Annotated in this window: 21 protein-coding genes and 1 riboswitch; of the genes, 12 read left to right on the top strand and 9 right to left on the bottom strand. The window is 45.5% G+C overall.

Annotation, left to right across the window (positions count from 1 at the left end; all coding sequences use genetic code 11):
• Positions 1-17: 17 nt before the first annotated feature.
• The 9 genes from AC23N5_RS24790 to AC23N5_RS24750 all read left to right on the top strand — a co-directional run bounded on the left by AC23N5_RS24790 (position 18) and on the right by AC23N5_RS24750 (position 9,487).
• A complete protein-coding gene (locus AC23N5_RS24790; protein WP_487757681.1) occupies positions 18-1,742 on the top strand; it encodes an ArnT family glycosyltransferase in 1,725 nt (574 codons plus the stop codon).
• Between the two features lie 89 nt (positions 1,743-1,831).
• Complete coding sequence (locus AC23N5_RS24785) at positions 1,832-2,254, top strand: hypothetical protein (RefSeq protein ID WP_487757680.1); 423 nt, start codon at positions 1,832-1,834, stop codon at positions 2,252-2,254.
• 78 nt (positions 2,255-2,332) lie between these two features.
• Positions 2,333-2,935 carry a TetR/AcrR family transcriptional regulator gene (locus tag AC23N5_RS24780; protein WP_487757679.1) on the top strand — a complete coding sequence of 201 codons (603 nt, stop codon included), beginning with the start codon at positions 2,333-2,335 and terminating at the stop codon, positions 2,933-2,935.
• A 299-nt stretch (positions 2,936-3,234) separates the two neighbouring features.
• Positions 3,235-4,500 (top strand): TolC family protein, encoded by a 1,266-nt coding sequence (locus tag AC23N5_RS24775; protein WP_487757678.1) that lies wholly within the window; start codon positions 3,235-3,237, stop codon positions 4,498-4,500.
• Positions 4,501-4,546: 46 nt separating this feature from the next.
• A complete protein-coding gene (locus AC23N5_RS24770; RefSeq protein ID WP_487757677.1) occupies positions 4,547-5,566 on the top strand; it encodes an HlyD family secretion protein in 1,020 nt (339 codons plus the stop codon).
• Between the two features lie 11 nt (positions 5,567-5,577).
• Positions 5,578-6,495, top strand: coding sequence for an ABC transporter ATP-binding protein (locus AC23N5_RS24765; protein WP_487757676.1), 918 nt, complete (start codon positions 5,578-5,580; stop codon positions 6,493-6,495).
• A gap of 5 nt (positions 6,496-6,500) precedes the next feature.
• Entirely contained in the window at positions 6,501-7,241 is a 741-nt protein-coding gene (locus AC23N5_RS24760; protein ID WP_487757675.1) for an ABC transporter ATP-binding protein, read from the top strand.
• A gap of 4 nt (positions 7,242-7,245) precedes the next feature.
• On the top strand, positions 7,246-8,352 hold the full coding sequence (locus tag AC23N5_RS24755; protein ID WP_183979683.1) for an ABC transporter permease: 1,107 nt from the start codon (positions 7,246-7,248) through the stop codon (positions 8,350-8,352).
• 13 nt (positions 8,353-8,365) lie between these two features.
• Positions 8,366-9,487 (top strand): ABC transporter permease, encoded by a 1,122-nt coding sequence (locus AC23N5_RS24750; RefSeq protein ID WP_487757674.1) that lies wholly within the window; start codon positions 8,366-8,368, stop codon positions 9,485-9,487.
• A gap of 127 nt (positions 9,488-9,614) precedes the next feature.
• On the opposite strand, the gene AC23N5_RS24745 is transcribed toward AC23N5_RS24750, so the two are convergent.
• The 4 genes from AC23N5_RS24745 to AC23N5_RS24730 are packed head-to-tail and all read right to left on the bottom strand — an operon-like array spanning position 9,615 to position 13,836.
• Positions 9,615-10,400, bottom strand: coding sequence for a DUF3108 domain-containing protein (locus AC23N5_RS24745; protein ID WP_487757673.1), 786 nt, complete (start codon positions 10,398-10,400; stop codon positions 9,615-9,617).
• 32 nt (positions 10,401-10,432) lie between these two features.
• Positions 10,433-11,464 carry an aminopeptidase gene (locus AC23N5_RS24740; RefSeq protein WP_487757672.1) on the bottom strand — a complete coding sequence of 344 codons (1,032 nt, stop codon included), beginning with the start codon at positions 11,462-11,464 and terminating at the stop codon, positions 10,433-10,435.
• A gap of 6 nt (positions 11,465-11,470) precedes the next feature.
• Complete coding sequence (locus tag AC23N5_RS24735; protein WP_487757671.1) at positions 11,471-12,505, bottom strand: homoserine O-acetyltransferase family protein; 1,035 nt, start codon at positions 12,503-12,505, stop codon at positions 11,471-11,473.
• 29 nt (positions 12,506-12,534) lie between these two features.
• Positions 12,535-13,836, bottom strand: coding sequence for an O-acetylhomoserine aminocarboxypropyltransferase/cysteine synthase family protein (locus AC23N5_RS24730; RefSeq protein WP_183979675.1), 1,302 nt, complete (start codon positions 13,834-13,836; stop codon positions 12,535-12,537).
• Positions 13,837-13,989: 153 nt separating this feature from the next.
• A riboswitch (SAM riboswitch) is annotated at positions 13,990-14,100 on the bottom strand.
• 140 nt (positions 14,101-14,240) lie between these two features.
• Between AC23N5_RS24730 and AC23N5_RS24725 the strand changes: the two genes are divergently transcribed.
• Both AC23N5_RS24725 and AC23N5_RS24720 read left to right on the top strand, forming a co-directional pair.
• The gene (locus tag AC23N5_RS24725) at positions 14,241-14,561 is read left to right on the top strand and encodes a DciA family protein (RefSeq protein ID WP_028522293.1); all 321 of its coding nucleotides are present in this window, start codon (positions 14,241-14,243) and stop codon (positions 14,559-14,561) included.
• Positions 14,562-14,651: 90 nt separating this feature from the next.
• The gene (locus AC23N5_RS24720; protein WP_487757670.1) at positions 14,652-14,954 is read left to right on the top strand and encodes a rhodanese-like domain-containing protein; all 303 of its coding nucleotides are present in this window, start codon (positions 14,652-14,654) and stop codon (positions 14,952-14,954) included.
• A gap of 87 nt (positions 14,955-15,041) precedes the next feature.
• On the opposite strand, the gene dapF is transcribed toward AC23N5_RS24720, so the two are convergent.
• The gene (gene dapF, locus AC23N5_RS24715; protein ID WP_487757669.1) at positions 15,042-15,839 is read right to left on the bottom strand and encodes a diaminopimelate epimerase; all 798 of its coding nucleotides are present in this window, start codon (positions 15,837-15,839) and stop codon (positions 15,042-15,044) included.
• Between the two features lie 84 nt (positions 15,840-15,923).
• Complete coding sequence (gene rplS, locus AC23N5_RS24710) at positions 15,924-16,283, bottom strand: 50S ribosomal protein L19 (RefSeq protein ID WP_183979668.1); 360 nt, start codon at positions 16,281-16,283, stop codon at positions 15,924-15,926.
• 172 nt (positions 16,284-16,455) lie between these two features.
• Here rplS and metF point away from each other — a divergent pair, with 172 nt between their 5' ends.
• Positions 16,456-17,415, top strand: coding sequence for a methylenetetrahydrofolate reductase [NAD(P)H] (gene metF, locus AC23N5_RS24705; RefSeq protein WP_487757668.1), 960 nt, complete (start codon positions 16,456-16,458; stop codon positions 17,413-17,415).
• Positions 17,416-17,561: 146 nt separating this feature from the next.
• Here metF and AC23N5_RS24700 read toward each other — a convergent pair whose 3' ends face one another.
• Genes AC23N5_RS24700 through AC23N5_RS24690 form a run of 3 tightly spaced genes read right to left on the bottom strand, consistent with a single transcriptional unit; the run spans position 17,562 to position 23,745 of the window.
• Positions 17,562-19,451 (bottom strand): Ig-like domain-containing protein, encoded by a 1,890-nt coding sequence (locus AC23N5_RS24700; RefSeq protein ID WP_487757667.1) that lies wholly within the window; start codon positions 19,449-19,451, stop codon positions 17,562-17,564.
• Positions 19,452-19,462: 11 nt separating this feature from the next.
• Positions 19,463-20,884: a hypothetical protein gene (locus AC23N5_RS24695; protein ID WP_487757666.1), complete on the bottom strand. Its 1,422-nt coding sequence runs from the start codon at positions 20,882-20,884 to the stop codon at positions 19,463-19,465.
• A 41-nt stretch (positions 20,885-20,925) separates the two neighbouring features.
• Complete coding sequence (locus AC23N5_RS24690) at positions 20,926-23,745, bottom strand: hypothetical protein (protein WP_487757665.1); 2,820 nt, start codon at positions 23,743-23,745, stop codon at positions 20,926-20,928.
• Between the last annotated feature and the right edge of the window lie 194 nt (positions 23,746-23,939).

Here is a 23,939-nt window from a genome sequence, read left to right as displayed (position 1 = left end):
TTTAAAAGAGACTACGAATGAAAAATATAAAACTCGAAAATCCGTGGGTCATCGCATTCCTTGCGGTTGCATTTTTTGTGCCCTATTTGGGTCAAATTCATTTGTTTGATTGGGACGAAATCAACTTTGCCGAATCTGCCCGCGAGATGCTCGTTTCGGGGAATTACCTACGGGTTCAAGTTGATTTTCAGCCATTTTGGGAAAAGCCACCGCTGTTTTTTTGGTTGCAGGCTTTGTCGATGAAGGTGTTTGGCATCAACGAGTTTGCCGCCCGTTTTCCCAATGTTGTTGTGGGCGTTTTTACTTTATTAACCTTCTATTTTTTAGGAAAACGCTTGGTCGATGCTCGCTTTGGGTTTTTGTGGGCATTGGTTTATTTGGGTTCGGTTACGCCGCATTTGTATTTTAAATCGGGGATTATCGACCCTTGGTTCAATTACTTTATGTTTTTGAGCGTGGTTAATTTTTCGTTTCCAGACGCTAAAAACACCGCAAAAAGTTTCATGTTGGCGGGCATTTTTGCGGGACTCGCCGTTTGGACCAAAGGGCCTGTGGGGGTAGGTGTACCCACACTCGTTTTGGCGGCGTTGTGGGTAATTCAACAAGTTCAAAAGAAAAATAACCAAGCAGCAATTGGTGATTTTTCCATTAAAAACCTGCTGATTTATGCCATCACGGCGGGTGTTTTTACCATTGGGTGGATGTTGGCCATCATCATGGAAAGTGGCTGGGCGACTTTTGTTGCGTTTTTGCAGTACCTCTATCGCCTCGGTGCTACTTCGGAAGCCGACCACGGGCAGCCGTTTTATTATCACTTTGTGGTCGTCTTGATTGGTTGTTTCCCCATTTCGGTGATTGGTCTAAAATACGTAGCAGTAGCTTTTAAACCGCTGATTGCGAGGTGGAAGCCGCAGGTGGCTGACAAAATGACGCTACCCATGCCCGCATTTTCGTTGCCGATGTTGTGCTTGTTTTGGGTGGTGATGATTGTGTTTTCTATTGTCAAAACCAAAATTGTTCATTACAGTTCGATGGCCTATTTTCCGCTTTCGTACCTTGCGGCGTTGTGGCTGCATCAGTGGCTCAAAGGTGAAATTGTGTGGCCAAGATGGATGACGGTTATGGTATTATTTATTGGGTTTATCTTGTCATTGGTGCTGACCTTGGTGCCGTTGATTGGCATGAACCCAACGGCTTTTATCCCTTACATTGATGACAAATTTGCGGTTGCCAATTTACAAGCACCCGTCGAATGGGCTGGAAATGAGTGGCTTTGGGGTGTGCTTTATTTTGGAGCGATTTGTGTGGCTTTGGTACGTTGGGAAAAACAAAAGCAAATGGCCATTCGTATTTTGTTTTTTAGCACATCGCTATTGATGTTTTTTTATACGGCGAATGTCGTTCCCAAGATTGAAGGCTACACCCAACGCACGGTCATTGATTTTTATGAAGCAAAAAAAGGTCAAGATGTTTACGTTTGGCCGATTGGCAACCGAAGTTATGCGCAATTTTTTTACTTCAAAAAGCCGATGGGAGTGCGCCCCGAAGCGAGTGATGAAGAGTGGCTGTTGAATGGCCCAGTGGACAAACCAACGTTCCTGATTGCGCGTATCGACCGTGCTGACGCCTATCGTTCAAACCCAAACGTAGAGTTCTTGAAGGAAGAAAACGGTTTTGTGTTTTTCAGAAGAAAACCCGATTACCAAAAAATCGCGGAATCACTTAGAAAGATGGAGCAATAATTGATAATTGTCAGTCAAAAAGCAAGGCACGGTCATACAAACCGTGCTTTTTTGTTGGGTAATTGTCTTGGTTTGAAAAATACAAAGACATGGAAAAGTTACTTCGAATTGCGGCCATTGTACTTTTAATGTTTAATGGTGTCAATGCGCTTGTGGGTGGTTTTATGATGATTGTTGACCCTTCGGGGGGGAAAATGCAATTGCCGTTAAGCTATCTTGAACACGCGCCATTTTCTGATTTTTTGGTGCCAGGAATCGTTCTTTTTATTGCTAATGGGCTTTTTAGTGTGGCTGTTGTAATTGCAGTATTTTACAAGTATAGGCTTTATTGTCAGCTGATTATGGTTCAAGGAGCTATTTTATTGGGTTGGATTTTGGTTCAAGTGCTGATGGTTCAACAGATTTTTTTCTTGCACTATTTAATGGGAAGTATTGGGCTGTTATTAATTATTTTGGGCCAGATGCTTACGCACCAAATGCAAGCAAAACGGAGTGCCTTGGAAAAAAAATGAAAAAAAAGTTGGAGAATTAAACGGGAACTTACACTTTTGTAAAAAGTTTAACCATTTGGTTAAACCAAATAGATGACTATGCCAGAACTGGATTTAACAACAGAAGAGAAAATTTTGAAAGCGGCGGAGACCATTTTTTTGCGAGATGGTTACGACGGCTCAAGGATGCAGGATATAGCCAACGAAGCAGGAATTAACAAGGCATTGTTGCATTACTATTTTCGATCAAAGGATAAGTTATTTGAACACGTTTTTGACAAAAAAATTGGCATATTTTTTCCGAAAGCAGATGGTGTTTTTGATTTAGACATTGACTTTGCAGACAAAATTGGGCTCATCATTGAAGGATATATCAACCTTTTGAGGGAAAATCCCTACTTGCCTTTGTTTGTTTTGAATACAGTCAATAACCCAGAAAAGTCAGATTTTATCAAAAAACTACCAGTTGGGTTGATGCAGAAAATAGCATTAAACTACTTTGTTGAACTGCAAAAAGGCAATGTTCGTAGCATTAACCCTATGCAATTTGTGATGTCAATCATGGGTATGTGTGCTTTTCCATTTTTGGCACGTCCAATTTTATTGAATGCGTTTGGGGCAGATAAAGAGGCATTTGATGTACTTATGAAACAGCGGATTGAAGAGTTGAAGTTGTACGTAAAGCTAATTTTAACTCCGTAAATGTGCAGAGGGTTGCTAAAACGTGGAGAGGGTTGCTCACAACCCGACCATCGAAGACAAAGACCAAAACGTGCAGAGGGTTGCTCACAACCCGACTATCGAAAACAAAGACCAAAACGTGGAGAGGGTTGCTCACAACCCGGCTATCGAAGACAAAGACCAAAACGTGGAGAGGGTTGCTCACAACCCGACTATCGAAGAAAAAGACCTTCCAAGTTTCCAAAACTTGGAAGGTCTAAAAAAATTTAAACTCCTATTTTTTTATCCATAATTTAACCAAATAGTTAAACTGTAAGGTTATGAAACAAAAAGTGCTATTTATCGGGATGTGGTTGGGATTGGTTTCGGTGGGGCATACGCAAAGTACGTTGACCCTCGACGAATGCTACCGACAGGCCGAAAACCACAGCCCGCAAGCGGGACAAACGCGCTTGATTCAGGAGGCGACCGAACTGCAATTGAAGTTGCTAAACCGCAATTTTATGCCTCAATCTCGCCTCAATGGTCAAGCCACTTGGCAGTCGGATGTGACGAGTGTACCTATCAAATTACCCAATTTTGAAATCACGCCGCCTCCCAAAGACCAGTACAAATTGACGTTGGACGTGACACAGTCGATTTGGGATGGGGGGACAATCCAGAAGCAAAAGGCTGTTGCCGTGGCGAATCAACTGGCTGACCAACAAAAGGTAACGGTGGATTTGTATCAACTTCGGGAGCAAGTGAGCGGCTTGTTTTTCGGGGCGTTGTTTGCCGAACGTCAACTGAAAAACTTTGATATTTTGGACAAAGAACTCCGTGCCAAACTGGCCAAAACCAAAGCTTCGGTTCAGAATGGAATTGCAATTCGTTCCAACATTCTTGCTCTGGAAGCACGTATTTTGGAAGTAGAACAGCTGGTACTTGAAACGCAAACACGGCGAACGGCATCCTTGGAGGCACTTTCGCTGCTAACGGGGGCAAACGTGGATGCCAATACCTCGCTTCAACTGCCAACGGTTGCTGCTAATTCATCCGATATTAATCGGCCAGAATTGAAGTGGTTTGATGCCCAAAAACAAACGCTGTCGGTAAGTGAGAGGCTGGTTAAAGCGAAAAATCTGCCCAAATTATCGGCCTTTGCGACGGGTGGTTACGGGCGGCCTGGGCTGAATTTCCTTTCGACCGAATTTAAAACGTACTTCATTGGAGGGGTGCAACTTCAAATTCCTTTGTCGCATTTATATACCAATAGCCAAGCGATTGAAGTGCAACAATTGCGGGTGAATCAGCAACGCGTTGAGAAACAAAAAGAGAATTTTTTGTTGGCCACCCAAGTCAGAATGGCTTCGCAGCGCCAAGAAGTAAGTCGTTTGCAAGCCTTGGTCGAAAGCGACCGTAAATTGATTGACATTCGTTCGACGATTCGTAAAGCGGCGGAATCTCAGCTTGAAAATGGCATTATTACGGCCAGTGATTACCTGACAGAGCTAGACAACGAAGACAGTGCACGTCAAAACTTGATTTTGCACGAAGTTCAATTGCTGCAAGCACAAAACAATTTACGATTATCGGCAGGGAATTAATGGCCAATTTAACAATGAACAACCAAGAATAAGACAATCAGCTATTATGAATACAATTTCACAAAAAACATCCCTAAAGAAAGCCCAGCAACGTGGCGTAGGGGCTTTGCTTTTTCTGTCACTTTTGACTTTGAGTGCTTGTAATAACAGCGACCAAGCGTTTGATGCGAGCGGTGTTTTTGAAGCCGATGAAGTCGTGATTTCGTCGGAGTCAATGGGGAAAATTCTGAGTTTGGAAATAGAAGAAGGCAACACCCTCAAGGCAGGGCAGGCGGTTGGGAGTGTTGATTGCAAAAACCTCAATTTGCAAAAAGCACAAGTGCAAGCGAGCATGGAGGCGTTGAGCCAAAAAACCAACGATGCTTCGCCGCAAATTCAGATTTTGAAGGAACAATTGATGACACAGCAACGTCAAATAGCTGCTCAACGCGAGCAACTTAGGCTGTTGGAGCGCGAACACAAACGTTTGGATAACTTGGTAAAAGCCGAAGCCGTACCAAGCAAACAATTGGACGATGTCGATGGACAAATTTCGGTGTTGAAAAAACAAATTGAAACCGCCGAAGGACAAGTGGCGGTAGTTCAGCAACAAATCAAGTCGCAGCAGCAACAAGTGTCGATTCAAAACCGTGGGGTATTGAGCGAGCGAAAGCCGTTGGAAGAACGTATCGCGCAGTTTGACGACCAACTTCAGCGGTGTACCATCACTAATCCGATTGACGGAACGGTGTTGGTCAAGTACGCCACTACCAACGAAATGACTGCCACGGGTAAGGCGTTGTACAAAATTGCGGACTTGACTTCGCTGACGTTGCGGGCCTACATTACGGGCGACCAACTCGGTAAAATAAAGTTGAACCAACCCGTAAAAGTGTTTGTCGATAATGGCAAAGACAGCTACAAAGAAGTGAGTGGAGTGGTAACTTGGATTTCGAACAAAGCGGAGTTTACCCCTAAAACCATTCAGACCAAAGACGAACGGGCGAATCTGGTGTACGCCACCAAAATCAAGGTAAAAAACGACGGTTTCCTCAAAATAGGAATGTACGGCGAAGTGAAACTCTAATTCCAATTTCCATGTCAACCGTTCGAGTAGAAAATATCAAAAAAACGTACGAAAAAGGGCAAGTACTCGCACTCGACGATGTTAGTTTTGAGGTAAAATCGGGGGAATTATTTGGGCTAATTGGCCCCGATGGTGCAGGAAAAACGTCGCTTTTTCGTATCCTGACGACCCTGTTGGTACCCGATGCAGGTCGGGCAGAGGTGGCGGGGTTGGATGTTGTCAAGGATTTGTGGAAAATACGCCAAATCGTGGGGTATATGCCAGGGAAATTTTCGCTGTACCAAGACCTGAGTATTGAAGAAAATCTCAATTTTTTTGCGACTGTTTTCAATACCACTGTCGCGAAAAATTACCACTTGATAGAGGAGATTTACGTTCAAATTGAACCCTTTAAGCATCGCCTAGCGGGAAAACTTTCAGGCGGGATGAAGCAAAAGTTAGCCTTGTGCTGTGCGCTCATTCACGAACCTAAAGTGCTCTTCTTGGACGAACCCACCACGGGCGTTGACCCTGTGTCGAGAAAGGAGTTTTGGGACATGCTCGACCGACTGAAAGCACGCGGAATTACCATTGTGGTTTCGACGCCGTACATGGACGAAGCCAGTCGGTGCGACCGCATTGCGCTGATTCAAAAGGGTAAAATTTTGGAACTCGATACCCTCGAACAAATCATTGCACGGCACGCCCAAAACCTATATGCGGTGGATGCCGACAATCGGTACAATTTAATGAATGACCTGCGCAAAAATACCGAAATCGTCAGCGCATTTGCGTTTGGAGAAGAGCAACACGTGACACTACCTCCTCATTTTCAGGACGAATACCTTTCGGCGTTTTTGAAAGAAAAAGGACATACGGGCATTAAAGTACGGAAAATAGTGCCGACGATTGAGGATACATTTATCAAATTGATGCTCGAAAATCAGTAAAACCTATGACAAAATCAGTCATTCATACCGAAGGACTTACCCGAAAATTTGGTGACTTCGTGGCCGTAAATGCCATCACGTTTGACGTAAAAGAAGGGGAGATTTTTGGTTTTCTGGGTGCCAATGGCGCTGGAAAAACCACCGCCATGCGGATACTGTGCGGCTTGCTGGAGCCAACCTCGGGCAAAGCATCGGTAGCAGGCTATGACGTGTACCGCCAAAATGAAGAAATTAAAAAGCACATTGGGTACATGAGTCAAAAGTTTTCGTTGTACGAAAACCTGACGGTGCGGGAAAATATCCAGTTTTTTGGAGGGATTTACGGACTGACCCGTAAAGAGCTTCGCGAAAAAACAGCCGTGCTGATTGAACGACTTGGACTAAACCAAGAGGCGGATAAGCTGGTGGGTTCGTTGCCGCTGGGGTGGAAACAGAAAATATCCTTCTCGGTGGCCATTTTGCACCGCCCCAAGGTGGTGTTTTTGGATGAACCTACGGGCGGCGTTGATCCCATTACGCGTCGCCAATTTTGGGACATGATTTACGAAGCAGCGCACGAGGGAATCACCGTTTTTGTGACAACCCATTACATGGACGAAGCGGAATATTGCGACCGTGTTTCGATCATGGTTGACGGGACGATTGCGGCCTTAGACACGCCTTCGGGGCTTAAAAAGCAGTTTCAGGCAGAGAGCATGGATGAGGTATTTTTACAACTAGCGCGTGGAGCAAAAAGAGGAGAATAACAACATGAAAACATTTGTAGCATTTATTCGAAAAGAATTTTGGCACGTACTCCGCGATACCCGTAGCTTGGTGATTTTGCTGGGGTTGCCCGTCGTGATGATGATTTTGTTTGGCTTTGCGCTTTCGAGCGAAGTTAAAAATTCAAACGTGGCCATTTTGGATTATTCCAACGATGATGCCTCACGTTTACTCATCGACCGTATTGACCAAAGTCAGTATTTCAGTGTCAAAGAACGCTTGACTTCTGAGGCGCAAATTGAGCGGGTTTTTCGGCGGGGTGAGGCGCGGTTGGTGATTATTTTTCCTCAAAACTTTCAAGAAGATTTGTCACATACCAACCAAGCACAAGTTCGCTTTATTGGTGATGCGTCCGACCCCAACACGTCTAACATTGTCATCAATTATGCCTCTAGCATTTTTCGCGATTACCAAAACGAACTTACTGAACAGAAAAAGCTACCGTACACCATCGAAACCGAAACGCGGATGTTGTATAACCCGCAGCTTAAAAGCTCGTACAACTTTGTGCCAGGCGTAATGACCCTGATTTTGATGCTGTTGGGTGCCATGATGACCTCGGTGTCGATTGTCAAAGAGAAAGAAACAGGAACCATGGAAATCTTGCTTGTTTCGCCCATGCGTCCTTTGCTGGTAGTTCTTAGCAAAGCCGTACCTTACTTGTTTCTGTGCTTTATTGATGTAGTTATCATTTTGCTATTGGCGGTATTTCTGTTGGATATGCCCATTCGTGGAAGCCTTCCTTTGCTGTTGGCTGAGAGCTTGTTATTTATTTTAACCACCTTATCCTTGGGATTATTGGTGTCGGCGGTGGTGGATTCTCAGCAAACAGCCATGTTTTTGTCGCTGGTAGGTTTTTTGATGCCCGCGTTGGTCTTTAGCGGGTTTATGTTTCCGATTGAGAACATGCCGTTGCCGTTGCAAATTGTAAGCAATATCGTTCCGACGAAGTGGTATTACAGCATTGTTCGGGCCATTATGGTGAAAGGATTAGGGTTTTCGTACGTAGCTAAACAGACCCTGATTTTGGCGGTTATGACGGTTGTTTACTTGACCGTGGCGATACGTAAGTTCAAAATTCGATTGGCTTAAAAAAAGAGAAGAAATGCGAAATCTAGTTTTTTTGTTGCAAAAAGAATTTCGGCAAATATTTCGGAATCCTACCATTTTACGAATGATTCTGATCATGCCCATCATGCAGCTGATTGTCATTCCACTGGCGGCCGATTACGAAATCAAACACATTTCTATCAGCGTCGTGGACCAAGACCATTCTACTTATTCGTCGAAGTTGGTGAATAAAATGACGGCGTCGGGTTACTTTCAGCTGGTCGAATACACGCAATCTTATGCCCAAGCGACCAAGACCGTAGGGGATGGGAAAACCGATTTGATATTGACGATTCCTGCGCATTTTGAGCGCGATTTGATTAAGTTCAACAAGGCGCAGTTGCACCTAGCAGCCGATGCGGTCAACGGGGTACGGGCGGGATTGGGAACGGCTTACGCGGCCCAGATGATTGGTGATTTTAACCGCGAAATTCGGGAAGAGTGGATGTTGCTGCCTAAGTTTAATGAAATGCCCCAAATTGAAATTACGTCGGCCAACTGGTACAATCCTCATTTTGATTACCATTTGTTTATGGTGCCAGGTATTTTGGCCATCTTGGTGACAATGGTAGGGGCATTCTTAACGGCGCTGAACATCGTGGCCGAAAAAGAAGTGGGCACCATTGAACAAATCAACGTGACGCCGCTCAAAAAACACGAATTTATTCTGGGAAAACTGATTCCTTTTTGGGTATTGGGGATGGTTTCGATTACGTTAGGAATGATTGTAACCTTTGTCATATTCCGCTTTTTACCCGTTGGTTCTTTCTTTACAATTTACGCTTTTTCGGCGGTGTATATGTTTGGTGTGTTAGGGATTGGCTTGTTAATCAGCACCTTTGCCGATACGCAGCAGCAAGCCACGCTCTTCGCTTTTTTCTGCATGATGGTGTTTATTTTGTTGGGAGGGCTATACACACCTATCGAAAGTATGCCCGAGTGGGCGCAATGGCTGACCCGCATCAATCCACCTGCTTATTTTATCAAAATAATTCGGGCGGTTTACATCAAAGGAAGTGCTTTTTCTGATTTAATTCCCGAATTTTTGGTCATGATAGCCTTTGCGGTGGGTTTCAATGCGCTTGCGGTATTGAACTACCGAAAAAGAAGCGCGTAGGTGAACGGATAATATGTTGGGTTTTGAGAAACCCAACGCACGTTTACACACGTTTCCGTGCCAAGGGGTGCTCACAACCCGACGCAGGTTTATTCGACACTTTGCATTTTACCCTCGACACTAAAAATTAGTACCAATTGTAGGCATTTCGAGCCCCTCGGTACGAGCTAACCTCCATTACCAAAGCCCCCACCCATAGGTCCACCTCGACTTTGATGGGGACTTTGTTGGCATCGTCCGAAACCCAAATTCGAATGGAGTTTTCACCTTTAAAAAGCTCATTATTAGGCATGATAGGTGTAAGCCTAAAGGCTTTTATTTTGCCATATTTGGTCTTTACCACATCCTTGCCACGGTATTTTACTTTGAGTTTATAGACTGAGTTCTCAAAAAACGTAGGTACTTCAACCATTTCGTTGGGGCTAAGTTTTGAGAAATCGAGGGTACGGAGGAAAAAATAACTACTAATCGCATCCTGAATGTGATTAGGCACTTCAAATTTTTTGGTGCCGTTTTCGTCGGTCACTACGGCGTCGTCGGTGTCGTGGTTAAACACCGTTGTTTCCACTTTGCGGTAGTTGTTTTCTTGAATATTACGGTAAAATTTCTGGGAAACGATGGCCGAGGTATCCATCCAGGATTGCCATTCGTCGCGCACTTTGGCAAACCAACTGAAAGCGCCAAGGGTCGTTCCCACAATATTGATTTTGTAACACGGCCTTCCATTCACCTGATAAACATTCGGGCTTACGTCCACGACGGCATTGGCCGCATTGAAAATGCCATAATGTACGCGGTATTCGAGGTGTTCACCTACGCCAAAGTTGGTTTGTGGGATACGGCGATAGGAATCTTTGGTATGAAAAGAAGAGAAAAAAAACACAGCAAATACCAAGGCGAAGCGTCCGAGCATATTGAGTGGATGGTAAGTAAAACAAAAACTCCCTAAAACGAGGTTGGGTAGGTTGCTTTCAAGTAAGCAAGGTACTTTGGAAAATTACCCTTGAATTTATGATTAAACTCGTCTTGAAACTGGTTTTGTTGGGAGTGATACGTCAGGTATCCGATAAAAAACGCATTGTTGGGCAGTTTCGTGCCTCGCCAAGGGTATTTTTTACCAACAAGCCCCCCCAAAAGTGTATCCGATTGTTGAACAATGTGGCGGATTTGCCTTGTTTTTAAGGTGTCTTTTTGAGCAGAAGTAAGCGAAGGGCGGAAGGTTTTGTACAAATTATCAAGCTGTTTTGCCCCCCGTACGATGTGCTGAGAAATGGCGTCGTTGTAGCGTTTTCTGAACTCGTATTTTTCTAATTCGGGTGAATTTGCACCGTATTTAGCGGTCAAAAAGCGAATTGCCCCGTAGTCGCCCACAAAACTGGCGAGGTTTTCGTTGAGTTCAAGGTTGTTTTTGACAAACAGCGTCCCGTGCGTCATTTCGTGAATGATAAGGTTGGCCAAACTTCCTTCGCCTCGGTACAGCATAGAAGACAAAATAGGGTCTTTGAAAAATCCCAATGTACTCCAAGCCGAGACTTCGTTGAGCTGCGTGTCAAAGCCCTCTGATATAAGCAATTGGCGCTCTTTGTCCGCGCGAGTAGTGTCAAAAAAGCCTTTGTAAGCAAACGTTCCTATCACTGGGAAATCCCATTCGCGGGGAATGAGGCGGTATTTTTCAGAAGCGGTTAGTACCCACAAAATGGGTTTGCTGTGTTGGTCATAAAACTCGGTATAGCTTCCCGAGGAATCTAGCCCCAATGAATCGACGGCAAATTGTTTGATTTCGCCAATGAGCCTGAGGCGTTGCTTGAGCGAGTCAGGAAACGACGGGTTTTTCAGCACCTCCGCCACGGGCTGCGTATTGAACAAAATCTGAAGCTGACCTTTGGCTTGCATGTACCCATAACTGACCAACTCTCGGTAATAAAGGCCGAGAATCAGCAAAATGCCAAGCAAACCAAGGAAGATTTTTTTGAACATGGTTCTCTACGAAGCTACAACCGACCTTTTCTTTTCCCAAGACGTAAGAATCTGGCGGAGCTGTTTGTATTCAATCAAAAAACCATCGTGGCCGTACAAAGAGTCAATTTCTTGATACTCTGCTTCGGGGATGTGTTTTGTTAAAAACTTCTGCTCCGACGGTGGGAATAATATGTCCGAACTAATCCCTACCACCAACGTACGGGCTTTCACTTGCGCAAGCGCATGAATAATACTGGGTCGGTTGCGGCCAACGTTGTGCAAATCCATCATCCGCGAGAGCGCCCAATACGAAAATGCGTTGAAACGATTCGCTAATTTATCTCCTTGGTACTGCTGGTAAGTCGCCGCGCGGAAGTTTTCCGTTTGTTCGTTGCTATCGCGGGCTTGGGTAAAATCGTAGGTGTCGTAGTTGCGGTAGGAGAGGAGTGCAATCGAGCGGGCCACTTTCATGCCTTCGGCGCCTGCATCGGGGCGAGCTTCCTTCCAAGTAGGGTCGGCTTTGATGGCCATCCGTTGCGATTCATTGAAGGCAATGCCCCAAGGAGAATGAACGGCGTTGGTGGCAATAAGCACCAAGTCGCCGATAAGTTCTGGTTGAATGATAGCCCATTCTACAGCTTGTTGGCCACCAAGCGAACCACCCACGAGGGTATGAATATGCGATATGCCTAATTCCTCGCGCAGTAACTCAAACGCGTGGATGTTGTCCCGAATCGAAATATCAGGAAAGGTGCGGTAATAGGGCGCTCCCGTTTGATGGTTGATACTCAGTGCGTTGGTGGAGCCATAGTGCGAGCCCAGCACGTTGGCACAAACGATAAACCAATCTTTAGGGTCGTAATGAAGGCCATTGCCTACCAGTCCATCCCACCAATCGGTCGGGTCGGCGTTTCCTGTGAGTGCATGACAGACCCAAAGCACATTGCTGCCGTCGGCGCTGAGGGTGCCGTGGGTGGTATAGGCCAATTGGAACCCAGCGAGTTCGCCGCCGAGTTCCAATGGAAAAGTGTAGGGGTATTTAAACGTATGTACTGCCAAGGTAAATAAGTGCTTTACTTAATTATTGATTATTGACCGATTGTGTCAAAGGCTTGTTGAATATCAGCCTTAATGTCTTCAATGTGCTCAATCCCTACTGATATGCGCAACAATCCTGCTTCTACCCCTGCTGTCGCCTGTTCGGATGCAGAAAGCTGCGAGTGCGTCGTGCTTGCGGGGTGAATGATGAGGGTTTTTGAGTCGCCCACGTTGGCCAAATGGCTAATCATTTTGAGGGAGTTAACAAAATTATCCGCCGCCTCTTTCCCTGCTTTGAGTTTGAATGAAAGTACACCGCCAAAGCCACGCGTGAGGTATTTTTTAGCCAACTCGTGGTATTTGCTACTTTCCAAGCCTGGGTAGTTGACGTACGCAACAGAAGGGTGCGCTTCTAGCCATTTTGCAAGTGCTAAGGCATTTTCGCACGTACGTTCTACGCGAAGTGAAAGGGTTTCTAAGCCTTGTAACAACAAAAACGAGTTGAATGGACTTTGCGCTGGACCCCAATCGCGCAGACCTTCCACGCGGGTACGGATGATGAATTGGATATTTCCGAAAGGTCCGCCAATGCCAAACACGTCGTTGAGAACGAGTCCGTGGTAACTTGGTGATGGCGAGGTAAATTGCGGATATTTACCATTTCCCCAGTTGAACGTTCCTGCGTCCACAATCACGCCACCCATGCTTGTTCCGTGGCCACCAATCCATTTGGTTGCCGATTCTACCACCACGTGGGCTCCCCATTTGATGGGTTGGCAAATCGCACCTCCCGCGCCGAAGGTATTATCGACGATGATGGGAAGGTCGTATTTGGCTGCTAGTTGTGAAAAAGCGTCAAAATCAGGAACGTTAAACCCTGGATTACCAATCGTTTCGAGATAAATCGCTTTGGTTTTGTCATCAATGAGTGCTTCAAAACTTGCTACGTTGTCGCCATCGGCAAAGCGAGCTTCTACCCCGATGTTTTTGAATGAGTTTTTAAACTGATTGTACGAACCACCGTATAAGAAAGAAGTTGTGACAAAATTATCGCCAACGGATGTAATGTTGTTAATTGCTAAAAACTGAGCCGCGTGTCCCGATGCGACCGCCAATGCAGCTACCCCTCCTTCAAGGGCTGCGATGCGTTTTTCAAACACATCGTTAGTGGGGTTCATAATACGGGTATAGATGTTGCCAAACTCTTTGAGTGCAAACAAATTAGCTCCGTGCTCTGAGCTGTTGAAGGCATAAGCCGTAGTCTGATAAATGGGGACAGCACGGGCGTTAGTAACTGGGTCGATAACTTGGCCAGCGTGTTGCTGTAAGGTTTCAAAACGGAGATCTGACATGGATGTAAAGAATTAATGGTTATTGGTTGGGAACTGAAAAAACAACATAGCATTCGTTGTGCATCCTAAAAAAGGACACATACGGAGATTGGAACACAGTAGGGCACGCTGGAAGCGCACGCATTTTTCTAAGAATCTTAACATGATTGTTTCGATTTATATGCCCCGATTGCTCAGGTAGGAATTAGCACCTTATTCCGCGTATGTTGAAACAGGTTGCCAGAGGTTCGTAGAGCCTATTCTCTCCCCTCTTCTTTATAAATCAATCGCTGTGCGAATGAGAAGCAACTGACTTGATGGGGCAATATTACGGCGGAAGTGCCGAAATCCAAAATAAAATAGTCAAAAAACTGCACCAAAGCTCCCAATCCCCCTAAATTTGTGTTTTAATATGCTACCCTATTATGATTTATCGCTTCAAAAAAGAAAACGCAGCCAGAAAACCAGGGACGGTTTCGGTGGGAGAGGCCATCGGAAAGATGCTTGAGATGTATCGTTTGAATGCCAAGTTTGACGAAACATCAGTCAAAGTTCATTGGGAAAAACTCGTAGGGCCTGAGATTGCGTCCCGTACAAGCGCGATTTACGTCAAAGAAAAGGTGCTGTTTCTACAACTTACGTCAGCGCCATTGACGCAAGAGTTGGTGTTGGCGAAGAAAAAATTAATTGAATCGCTGAATCGGGCGTTTGGGTACGAAATTATTACGGATATTGTGTTTATCTAAATAAAACAGGGTTGTGAGCAACCCTGCACACATTACAGATATTGTGTTTATCTAAATAAAAACAGGGTTGTGAGCAACCCTGCACACAGCATGAAAATATACAGTGATATTTCATTAGAAGTGGCCGAGGCTTTGGCAAAAGAAGCGAGCACTATTTTAGTGGATGTGCGAGAGCCTTGGGAGTTTGAGGAGTTTAATATTGGAGGAATAAATATTCCTTTGGCCGACATTCGTGAGCATCATGCTGAACTTCTTCCTTTTGACACAATTGTAGTCGTATGTACCAACGGTACTCGTTCAAAAGTAGCTGCCAAAGACTATTGCCGAACCGATATTTTCCAAACAAAAAACATCTATCATCTTCACGGTGGGATTCTTGAAGTGGAGGATTAGTTATTGAACCATAAAAGACATATAAGGCCATGTAAGTTTTCTCACTTACAGCCTTATAATCTCTTATATTTCTCATATGGTTTAAAATTAATTAACCTCAAACACCCCTTCAAATACCTTTACCGCAGGGCCAATCAAGTAAATATTGTCAAAAGAACCGTTTTCGTGTGCCACAAATGACACGCGAAGTGGGCCGCCTTTGGTTTTGACGCTGATGGGCTCGTTCATGCCTAGGTGTTGGTAGGCCATTAAGGCGCAGGCTGTTACGCCAGTTCCACAAGAATAAGTTTCGTCTTCAACACCGCGCTCGTAGGTGCGCACATAAATGGATTGTTCACCCATTACTTCGGTAAAGTTAACGTTGGTACCACCTTTCGGGCCATATACCTCACCGTAACGAATGGCTTTGCCGTCGGCGACTACTTCCGTGGCTTCTACGTCTTTGACAAAACGTACAAAATGTGGAGAACCTGTGTTGAGGAAGAAGTCAGCACCATCTTTTTCGCTGCCTGCCACGTTACTCATATTGAGGAAAATTTCTTCCTCGCAGGCCACGGCCTTGTGTTCGCCATCGACGGCGATAAACGTGGTGTTTTCTTCAAAAAGACCTAAATCTTGCGCAAACCGTACTGTGCAGCGCCCGCCGTTTCCACACATACTTCCTTCGCGACCATCGGCATTGAAATAGACCATTCGGAAATCGTAGCCTTCGGCGTTGCGAAGCAGAATGAGGCCGTCGGCTCCGATGCCAAAGCGACGGTGGCACAAAAACTCAATCAGCGGCTGACTGACAGGAAAGGTTTCGGAGCGGTCGTCAATCATGATGAAGTCGTTGCCCGTTCCTTGATATTTAACAAAACGAATCGAAAGTGGCGAAGTAATCATAGTGGGAGAAACGTTTGAGGAAAAAGAATAAAAAAAGCCGCCTTAAAAGACAGCTTTTTATGGAGACTCGGTAAGAAGAGAGGCTTATTTCTTCTTCTCTTTAACGCGAGCCGCTTTACCTTGTTTGCCACGAAGATAGAACAAACGCGCACGACGTACTTTACCGCGACGGATAAGTTCGATTTTTTCGATGCTTGGTGACAAGATAGGGATGATACGCTCAACACCTACACCATTTGATATTTTACGTACAGTAAAAGTTTCTCCGCTTCCACCGATGTTGCGGCGTTGGATAACTGTTCCTGCAAATACCTGAATACGCTCTTTTGCACCTTCGATGATTTTAAGGTGAACGTTTACAGTGTCTCCTGCTTGGAAAGCAGGGAAAGCATCGCGACGGCCAGAGAATTCAGAATCTACTAGCTTGATTAACTCATTAGTCATTGTTGTAATTGAATTGGGGCTGTTGTCAGCGGACGGTTAATTCGGCCGTCATTCACAAAAGCGAGTTTATCAGAAATTGCCCGCAAAAGTACGGGTTTTGAAATGAAAACGCAAATCTTGAAAGTTAAAAATAAAGGGGTTGCTTATCTTTGTTGCTCTAACAAAGGCAGACATGACTAAAATTACGGACTACATTCAGCAAGCCAACGGCAAAACATTGTTTTCTATTGAGGTGATTCCGCCCGTTAAGGGTAACAATATCAATGAGTTATTGGGGAATATTGAGCCTTTGATGGATTTTAAACCACCCTTTATTGACGTAACTTATCACCGTGAAGAATACATCGAAAAACCATTGGCCGATGGACGTATTCAGCAAATCGTGACGCGTAAACGCCCAGGGACAATCGGTATTTGTGCATCTATCATGCACCGTTTTGGCGTGGACGCCGTTCCGCACGTATTGTGTGGCGGTTTTACAAAAGACGAAACCGAGGATTTTTTGATGGATTTACACTATTTGGGTATTGATAATGTACTGGTACTTCGCGGTGACCCTGCCAAACCTTATAAAACTTTTAAGCCCAAAACAAATGGTCACGCTTATGCCAGCGAGTTGGTGGAACAGGTGGTCAATATGAACAAAGGCCAATATTTGCACGAAGAAGTAGAACCTTTGGCACCTACTGGTTTTTGCATTGGGGTGGCGGCTTATCCCGAAAAGCACTTTGAAGCGGTGGATTTTGATACTGATTTTGACTATTTGAAACAAAAAGTAGCTTTAGGGGCAGATTATATCGTAACTCAGATGTTTTTTGATAACAGTAAGTATTTTGACTTTGTACAAAAATGCCGTGCCGTAGGGATAAATGTGCCTATCATTCCTGGTCTCAAACCCCTTTCGACTAAAAAACAACTGGGTATTTTGCCAAAGATTTTTTACTTACACATGCCTCAAGATTTGGTGACAGCCGTTGAAGGATGCGAGAATGATGCCCAAGCCAAACAAGTAGGCATTGAATGGTGTACGCAGCAATGCCGTGAATTGATGGATTTTGGCGTGCCTGTGCTCCATTTTTATACCATGGGCAAATCGGATAATATTTATAAGATTGCTTCTAATTTGTTCTAAAGTCTGCGTTTGTGCGGGTTGTGAGCAACCCTTGGCACTTTATCCCCTGACCGTTCGTCCTTCTTAGCATCAATAAAAACGGGCATCAGAAAATTCTGACGCCCGTTTTGTTCACAAAGTGCTCTTCAAACGTTAAAGTAATAGTGCTATTTTTTTCGTTTGACTACGGTTAGTGGAATACATAGCTGCACAGGGCAGCAATTGGTGCCAGGCTGGATGATGAGTGGACAGCAGCCGCTCACTGGACAAGTGACATTGCTTGCGGTGAAAGTATAGGTGCCTTCTTCCGAGAACAAAACGACATTTCCGCTGGCTACTTGGGTTCCATTTTTAAACCAGATGACATTGGTGTAAGTTGAAGGAACAGAGGCTTCTACCTTTTGACCTGAACAAAGCCCAATTGGTACTGTAATACAATCATTGGCCGTGTCGTTGGTGGCCACTGTATCTGGCTGGTCGGCACTTTTGATTAGTGCAAAGTTGAAATTCACCCCTTCCGCAATGACTTTGGCTTGTATTACTAACGTTGTACTGTCGCCTGAAGCAAGGCTTGGAATTGTCCAGTTTGTGCCAGAGAAGCTGCCACTCGTTGGCGTACCGCTGATGAGTTGTAAACCAGTGGTTGTACTGTCTTCGACTACGATGTTGGTAGCGGCGATGTTACCGCTGTTTTTGACTACAATTCGATACGTAATCGTGTCATTGAGACTCCGAATTTTGCTTCCTACTAAGACCTTTGAAATGGATAAATCGACAGTCCCTGCTCCGATGTTGATGGTTGCGCAAGCCGTTTTACACAAACTAGGGGTTCCATTGTCGCAAACCAAGTAACAAAAAGAATCTTGGCCTGTAAACGTTGCTGAAGTAGGCGTATAGGTAAATGCCCCGTTGGCTTGGAGCACGACCGTACCATGGGTTGGTGCTACGGTTGGCGTGGTAGCGACAGTCAACGTATTATTATCAGGGTCAGTGTCGTTGGTGAGGACATTGTTGGTCAAAACGGCGCCTTGAAGTATCGAATACGTATCATTGTTGGCAACAGGTGGGCGGTTTGTAATGGCATCGCCATAAGCGGCTGGTAAACCATCCACAGGGGCCCAAATCCCATCTTTATCAGGGTCGCAGTTGGTAGTACAATTGACAATACCGTCTCCGTTGGGATCTAAAATAGAGGCATTGAGCCCGCCTTCTGCCAAATCGGTCTGCCCATCGTTGTCCGAATCCAAATCATAGGGGTCTGTACCGCCCGTTCCGTCGGTATTTGGTGGCGTGGTGCCATTGCCCGCGCTGGCTGGGATACCCGTGATGGCATCGGGTGTACCATCGGCAAAGCCATCACCGTTGACATCGACACCAGCTGCTTCGTTGACATCATTGATGCCGTCGTTGTCGGAGTCTAAATCAAGGTAATTGGGGATGCCATCGCCGTCACAATCGGTATTTGCGACTCCATTGAATAGTACGGTAGAACAAACTGCGGCATTTTCGACCGTATCTAAGATGCCGTCGTTGTCATCGTCAAGGTCAGTGGTGTCAGGAATCCCATCCCCGTCGGTGTCAATGGGAGCGCTCGTAACGGTGATAGAAGTGGTACTATTGTCATTGGCGGGGTTATTACCACTGGTTTGAGGCCCCGAAAACTGAATAGTACCTGTGACAGTGAGAGGCCCTCCAACGTTTACTCCTTTGTAGCCTAAAACAATTTGTTTGCACTCTCCTGGGGTGATGGATACTGTGTTTTGGAAACGAATTGTACTGCCAGATTTGCTCACGATTGACCAGCCATCAAAAGAAATTGCGGTGACAAACGTGTCAACGAGTGCGCTAGGTAACGTAATAAGCGGCTGAATTCTATTGAGGGGAGTACTTGTTGTCCCACCATCGAAATTGCAAATGTCGATGATAATTCGGCCGTTAGTTGAGCCTTGCGACACACTGGCAGGTTGGTTTAAGATATTGATACCCACATCTTGTGCATTTCCTTTTACAATGCAAAATAGGCTCAGGACGAAGATAAACGTTTGGAGAGCTTTCATAAAAATTAGAATTAATTAGCGGTTATTGATGTGATGGCAATGTTGTTGTCAACCTTGATTTCGCCCGCAGAACCGTTGATAATAGTTGCTGTAATGTTTTGTGTGGTATTTATCGGAATGCCTGTCTTACGAGTTGCAGTAAAGCCGATTACTTTTGAGCCATTTGCGGCAATCGTAATACCCGTTTTAGCGGTTACTGTAATAAAGTTGGCGTTCTCTACAAAATCCCAATCACTGTTACTATTAGCAGTAGGTGCTGTTGTATTTGAGGTGCCAGAGGTTGTTGAATACGTGATGTCGAATCCAGAGATTTTAGCTACTCGGAAAGAGATTGGTGTGCCCGTAATTTGGACGCGATTGTTGATTTCAAAGAGATTGACAACAAAGTCTTTCTGACTTCCAGCCGTCGTAAATTCAAGCGAACCAATGACGATGGTTGGGTTCAAATCTGGGAAAAGGTCGTCGCGTCTGGTTGCTGGTACAGCATCGACAGGGGTTAAAATACCGTCTAAATCGGGATCTGCATTGCCATCTACTACTCCGTCACCGTTGGCGTCTAAGGCGGGGTTTGTACCCGATTCGGTAAAGTCAGTTAGGCCGTCGTTATCGCTATCAAGGTCATACGGGTTTGTACCGCCTGTGCCATCGGTATTAGGCGGGGTAAGTCCTGGTCCAGCAGAGGCTGGAATCCCCGTTATGGCGTTTGGCGTACCATCGGCAAATCCGTCAAAATTGGCGTCGGTACCATTGGCTTCGTTTACGTCATTGATACCGTCATTGTCTGAGTCGAGGTCGAGGCGGTTGGGGATTCCGTCACCGTCGCAATCAACGTTGGCGGTTACAATTCCCGCTGCACTTGTACAACTGGCGGCGTCTTCCACCGTATCCAAAATACCATCGTTGTCGTCGTCCAAATCATCCACATCGGGTACGAGGTCCCCGTCGGTATCTACCAAAACCGAAATGGAGGTGGTACTGGTGTTGTTGGTCGAAAGGTCACCTACCAATGCGCCCATCGGAAATGAAAGTGTGCCCGTTACGGCCGAAGGACCACCTAGGGTTGTGGCAGTATATCCAAGTGAGATTTGGCTACATGCTCCTGCCAAAATAGAGGCACTGTTTGTCAATACAATGGTTCCGCCCGTGTTTGATTCAATGGTCCAGCCCGTGGTCGTTACGCCCACGATAGTACCGACAATGGCCGATGGAAAAGCTACGGTTACCCTCACTTTGCCAGCGGTAGCCGCGGTGGCACCCCCATCGTTGTTACAGACATCGACGGTGACACGGCCTGTTGTGGCGAGTTGTGGCACGTAAGCGGGTTGGTTCAAAATGTTGACGCTGACGTCTTGGGCGAACGTTGTGAGTGTGGAAAAGCAGACCAGTAGCCCTGCCACTGCCCTTGCAAAGATTGTTTGAGTAAACGTTTTCATTTGATTGAGGAATTGTGATTATGAATAAAAAGGGGTAAGAATTAATTATTGGCTAAGGTCGTCTGGGCAAGGTTGTTATTGATTTTTTCCTCACCTGCAGAACCGTTATAGATAGCGACGGTGATGTGCTGCGTGGTATTTGTCGGAATACCGTCTTTGCGTGCGATGTTAAAGCCGATTGCTTTGAAACTGTTTTGGGGAATGGTGATGCCCGTGTTGGCCGTAATGATGATGAAATCGGCAGTCTCACTAAATGTCCAATCGCTATTGCTGTTTGGCTTTCCACCACCGACATTTGAACTGCCAGAGGTGGTAGCATAACTGATGGTAAAGGCCGATAATTTGGTGATACGGAACGTCGTGGGTGCGTTAGGGACGTGGGGTTTGTTGTTGATTTCGTTGATATTGACAATAAAATCCCGATTGGTGAAAAGCGAGTTAAACTCTAACCCATCAATTTCTATGGTTGGGTTTAAGTCGGGCAAGAGGGCGTCGCCCCAAGTGTTAGGAATGGCATCTACTGGGGTGAGAATCCCGTCACCATCAGGGTCTAAATTGCCGTCAACCACGCCATTATTGTCCGCATCGAGTTCTGGACGTAGGCCGCCCTCCGTAAAATCGGTCAATCCGTCGTTGTCTGAATCCAAGTCATAAGGGTCACTACCGCCTTGTCCATCGGTATTTAGAGGGGTAGTTCCGCCAGGCGCAGCACTGGCAGGAATTCCCGAAGAATTGACGGCGCCATCTGCTTGTCCATTTCCATCAACATCGACTCCACCCGCTTCGATAACGTCATTGATTCCGTCATTATCTGAATCTAAATCAAGACTATTGGGAATGCCGTCGCCGTCGCAGTCCGCATTTGCCACGCCATTGTAAAGAACTGTAGAGCAAGTGGCCGCGTCTTCAACGGTATCTAAAATACCATCATTGTCATCGTCAAGGTCAACGTCATCTTTGTAGCCATCGCCATCAGTGTCGGGGGCGCAGCTCGTGATTGTTACCGTAACGGCATTACTGGCAGGACTGTAACAGCCTGTAACACTGTCGTAAAAATAAGCGTAGTAGATTCCAGCCCCCGCAGTGGTAGGTGTGGCATAGGCGAGCCCCGTGTGGGTGTTGTTGGTAAACCAAACGAGTGCCGCGCCACTGGGGATTGGGGTCGTTACTAGCAGATCTAAATTGACAGTAGTGAATGGGCAACTATTTGTGGCAGTGGTAGCACTTACACTCGGCGCAACAACACCAGCGGTGGTCGCCGCTTTAAGTACCATGTTATAGACGTTGGTTGTGCCGAGGTCCACACCAATGAAGTTGGAAACGGTAATTTTTATTTCATCAAATGATTTTGTGGTGACAAAACCAATGATTTGTCGGCTTGAACTTAATAACTGCAATGAAATGAGGTTACCTCCGCTTGATTCCTGAAAAGCCCCGTCTTTGTAAGTACTGATGGTGGCTCCACTTAATAAGTTAACCCCAATGAGTGAGGAGTTTTCAATGTCAGCCCCCGCAAATGTCCCGATAGGATAGTCTGTCAGTACATCTTTGACAGAAAGGGAGCTACTACTACCAACACCCACGGCCAAGTCGATACTGGCAAAGTTGGAGGTATTGGCATCAACTACATTGTTGACATTAGTAACGGCACAACCTGCGCATACCAAACCAGAGTTTGAAACATCGACCACGGCTGGGTAACTTGGTGTGACCAAGTTGGTGACGGTGCTACAATTGAGGGCGGGCCCTGCACAAAACCGCTGAACAACCGCGTTATAGACCTCGGTGGTATTGGCGACTCCGAGTAAGTTGGTAACTTCAAGCTGTATTTCATCAAATACTTTGGTAGTAATAAAACCCACTAGCTGTTTGCCCGAGCCACTTAACAAAGTAGAGTTAACAGAGACTAGCGTAGCACTGGTAGAAGACTCTTGGGGGGTGTTATTCAAATAAGTACGAATGGTTATGCCTGAAAGGAGGTTGGCATTAATGAGGTTTGAATTGGAAATATTAAACCCAGCAAATGTACCAATGGCATAGCTGTTCAGTGCGTTTTTAACCGAAATAGAGGCGTTGGTTCCGAGGGCTGCCGTGAGCGAAAGGGTGGCGAAGTCTGAGGTCGAAGCACTAATGGCATTATCGGCATTGGTCACGCTACAACTTGCGCAAACTCCCCCACTGATGCCCGTGTGAGTGGCATTGATATAAACAGGCTGAGTAGGGTTATTTAGTTGCGTTTGGGTGTTACAATCTAGGGCGGGCGCTGCACAAAAGCGCTTGATGACTGGGTGATAGACTTGGGCAGAAAAAAGGACTGCTAATAAAGCTTCATATTCAATCCGAATTTCGTCAAAAGACAACGTAGTGACAAAACCTAAGGTAATATTGCCATCAGGGTCGAGAAGCGAAGTGTTTATGCCAATACCCGTATTGGTGGCAATAAACGATTCTCTTGGTGAACCGCCTAAAAGGGTTTTAATAGTTACCTTAGCCCCTACTGACGCCTGTAATAACCCACTACCGCTTACTTTATATCCAGCATATGTACCTGCTGGATAGGTGTCGTTTCCATCTTTGACGCTAATCTCGCCATCACAACCAAGGCCAGTAATACTTATTGTTGCAAAGTCAGTGGTGCTTGTGTTGGTGAGGTTGCCTTCATTGGAGATAGAGCCTAAACACAGTGGAATTGCTGATGCGACTGAATTAGTTACAGTGGGTGTAAGACTGTTGTAGGTTGCATTTGTCCATGCGGAAGCTGTATTACAGGGGGCATTCGCGATTTGTGCAACCACCATCTGCGAAAAAAGTAGTAACACGAAAATCATTAAAACACTTGTGAGGCGTGGTAATAATGACATACTCATACGTTGAAATGTTAAAGAAGCGTTCTGGTAAAAATATATACCAATAGTAGTGCCTATTTTGTTGACAAACTGGCAAAGGATGTTCCACGAAGACATATCCTACTTGGTCAAGCACAAAAAGGCAAGTGGAAGAGTGCTTAGGATTAGAAAACGGGGTAAAAAGTGAAGATTTTTACAAAAACCTCATA

The sequence above is a fragment of the Runella sp. R5_40 genome, assembly GCF_057652295.1.
This window is presented reverse-complemented; position numbering and strand designations above follow the sequence as displayed.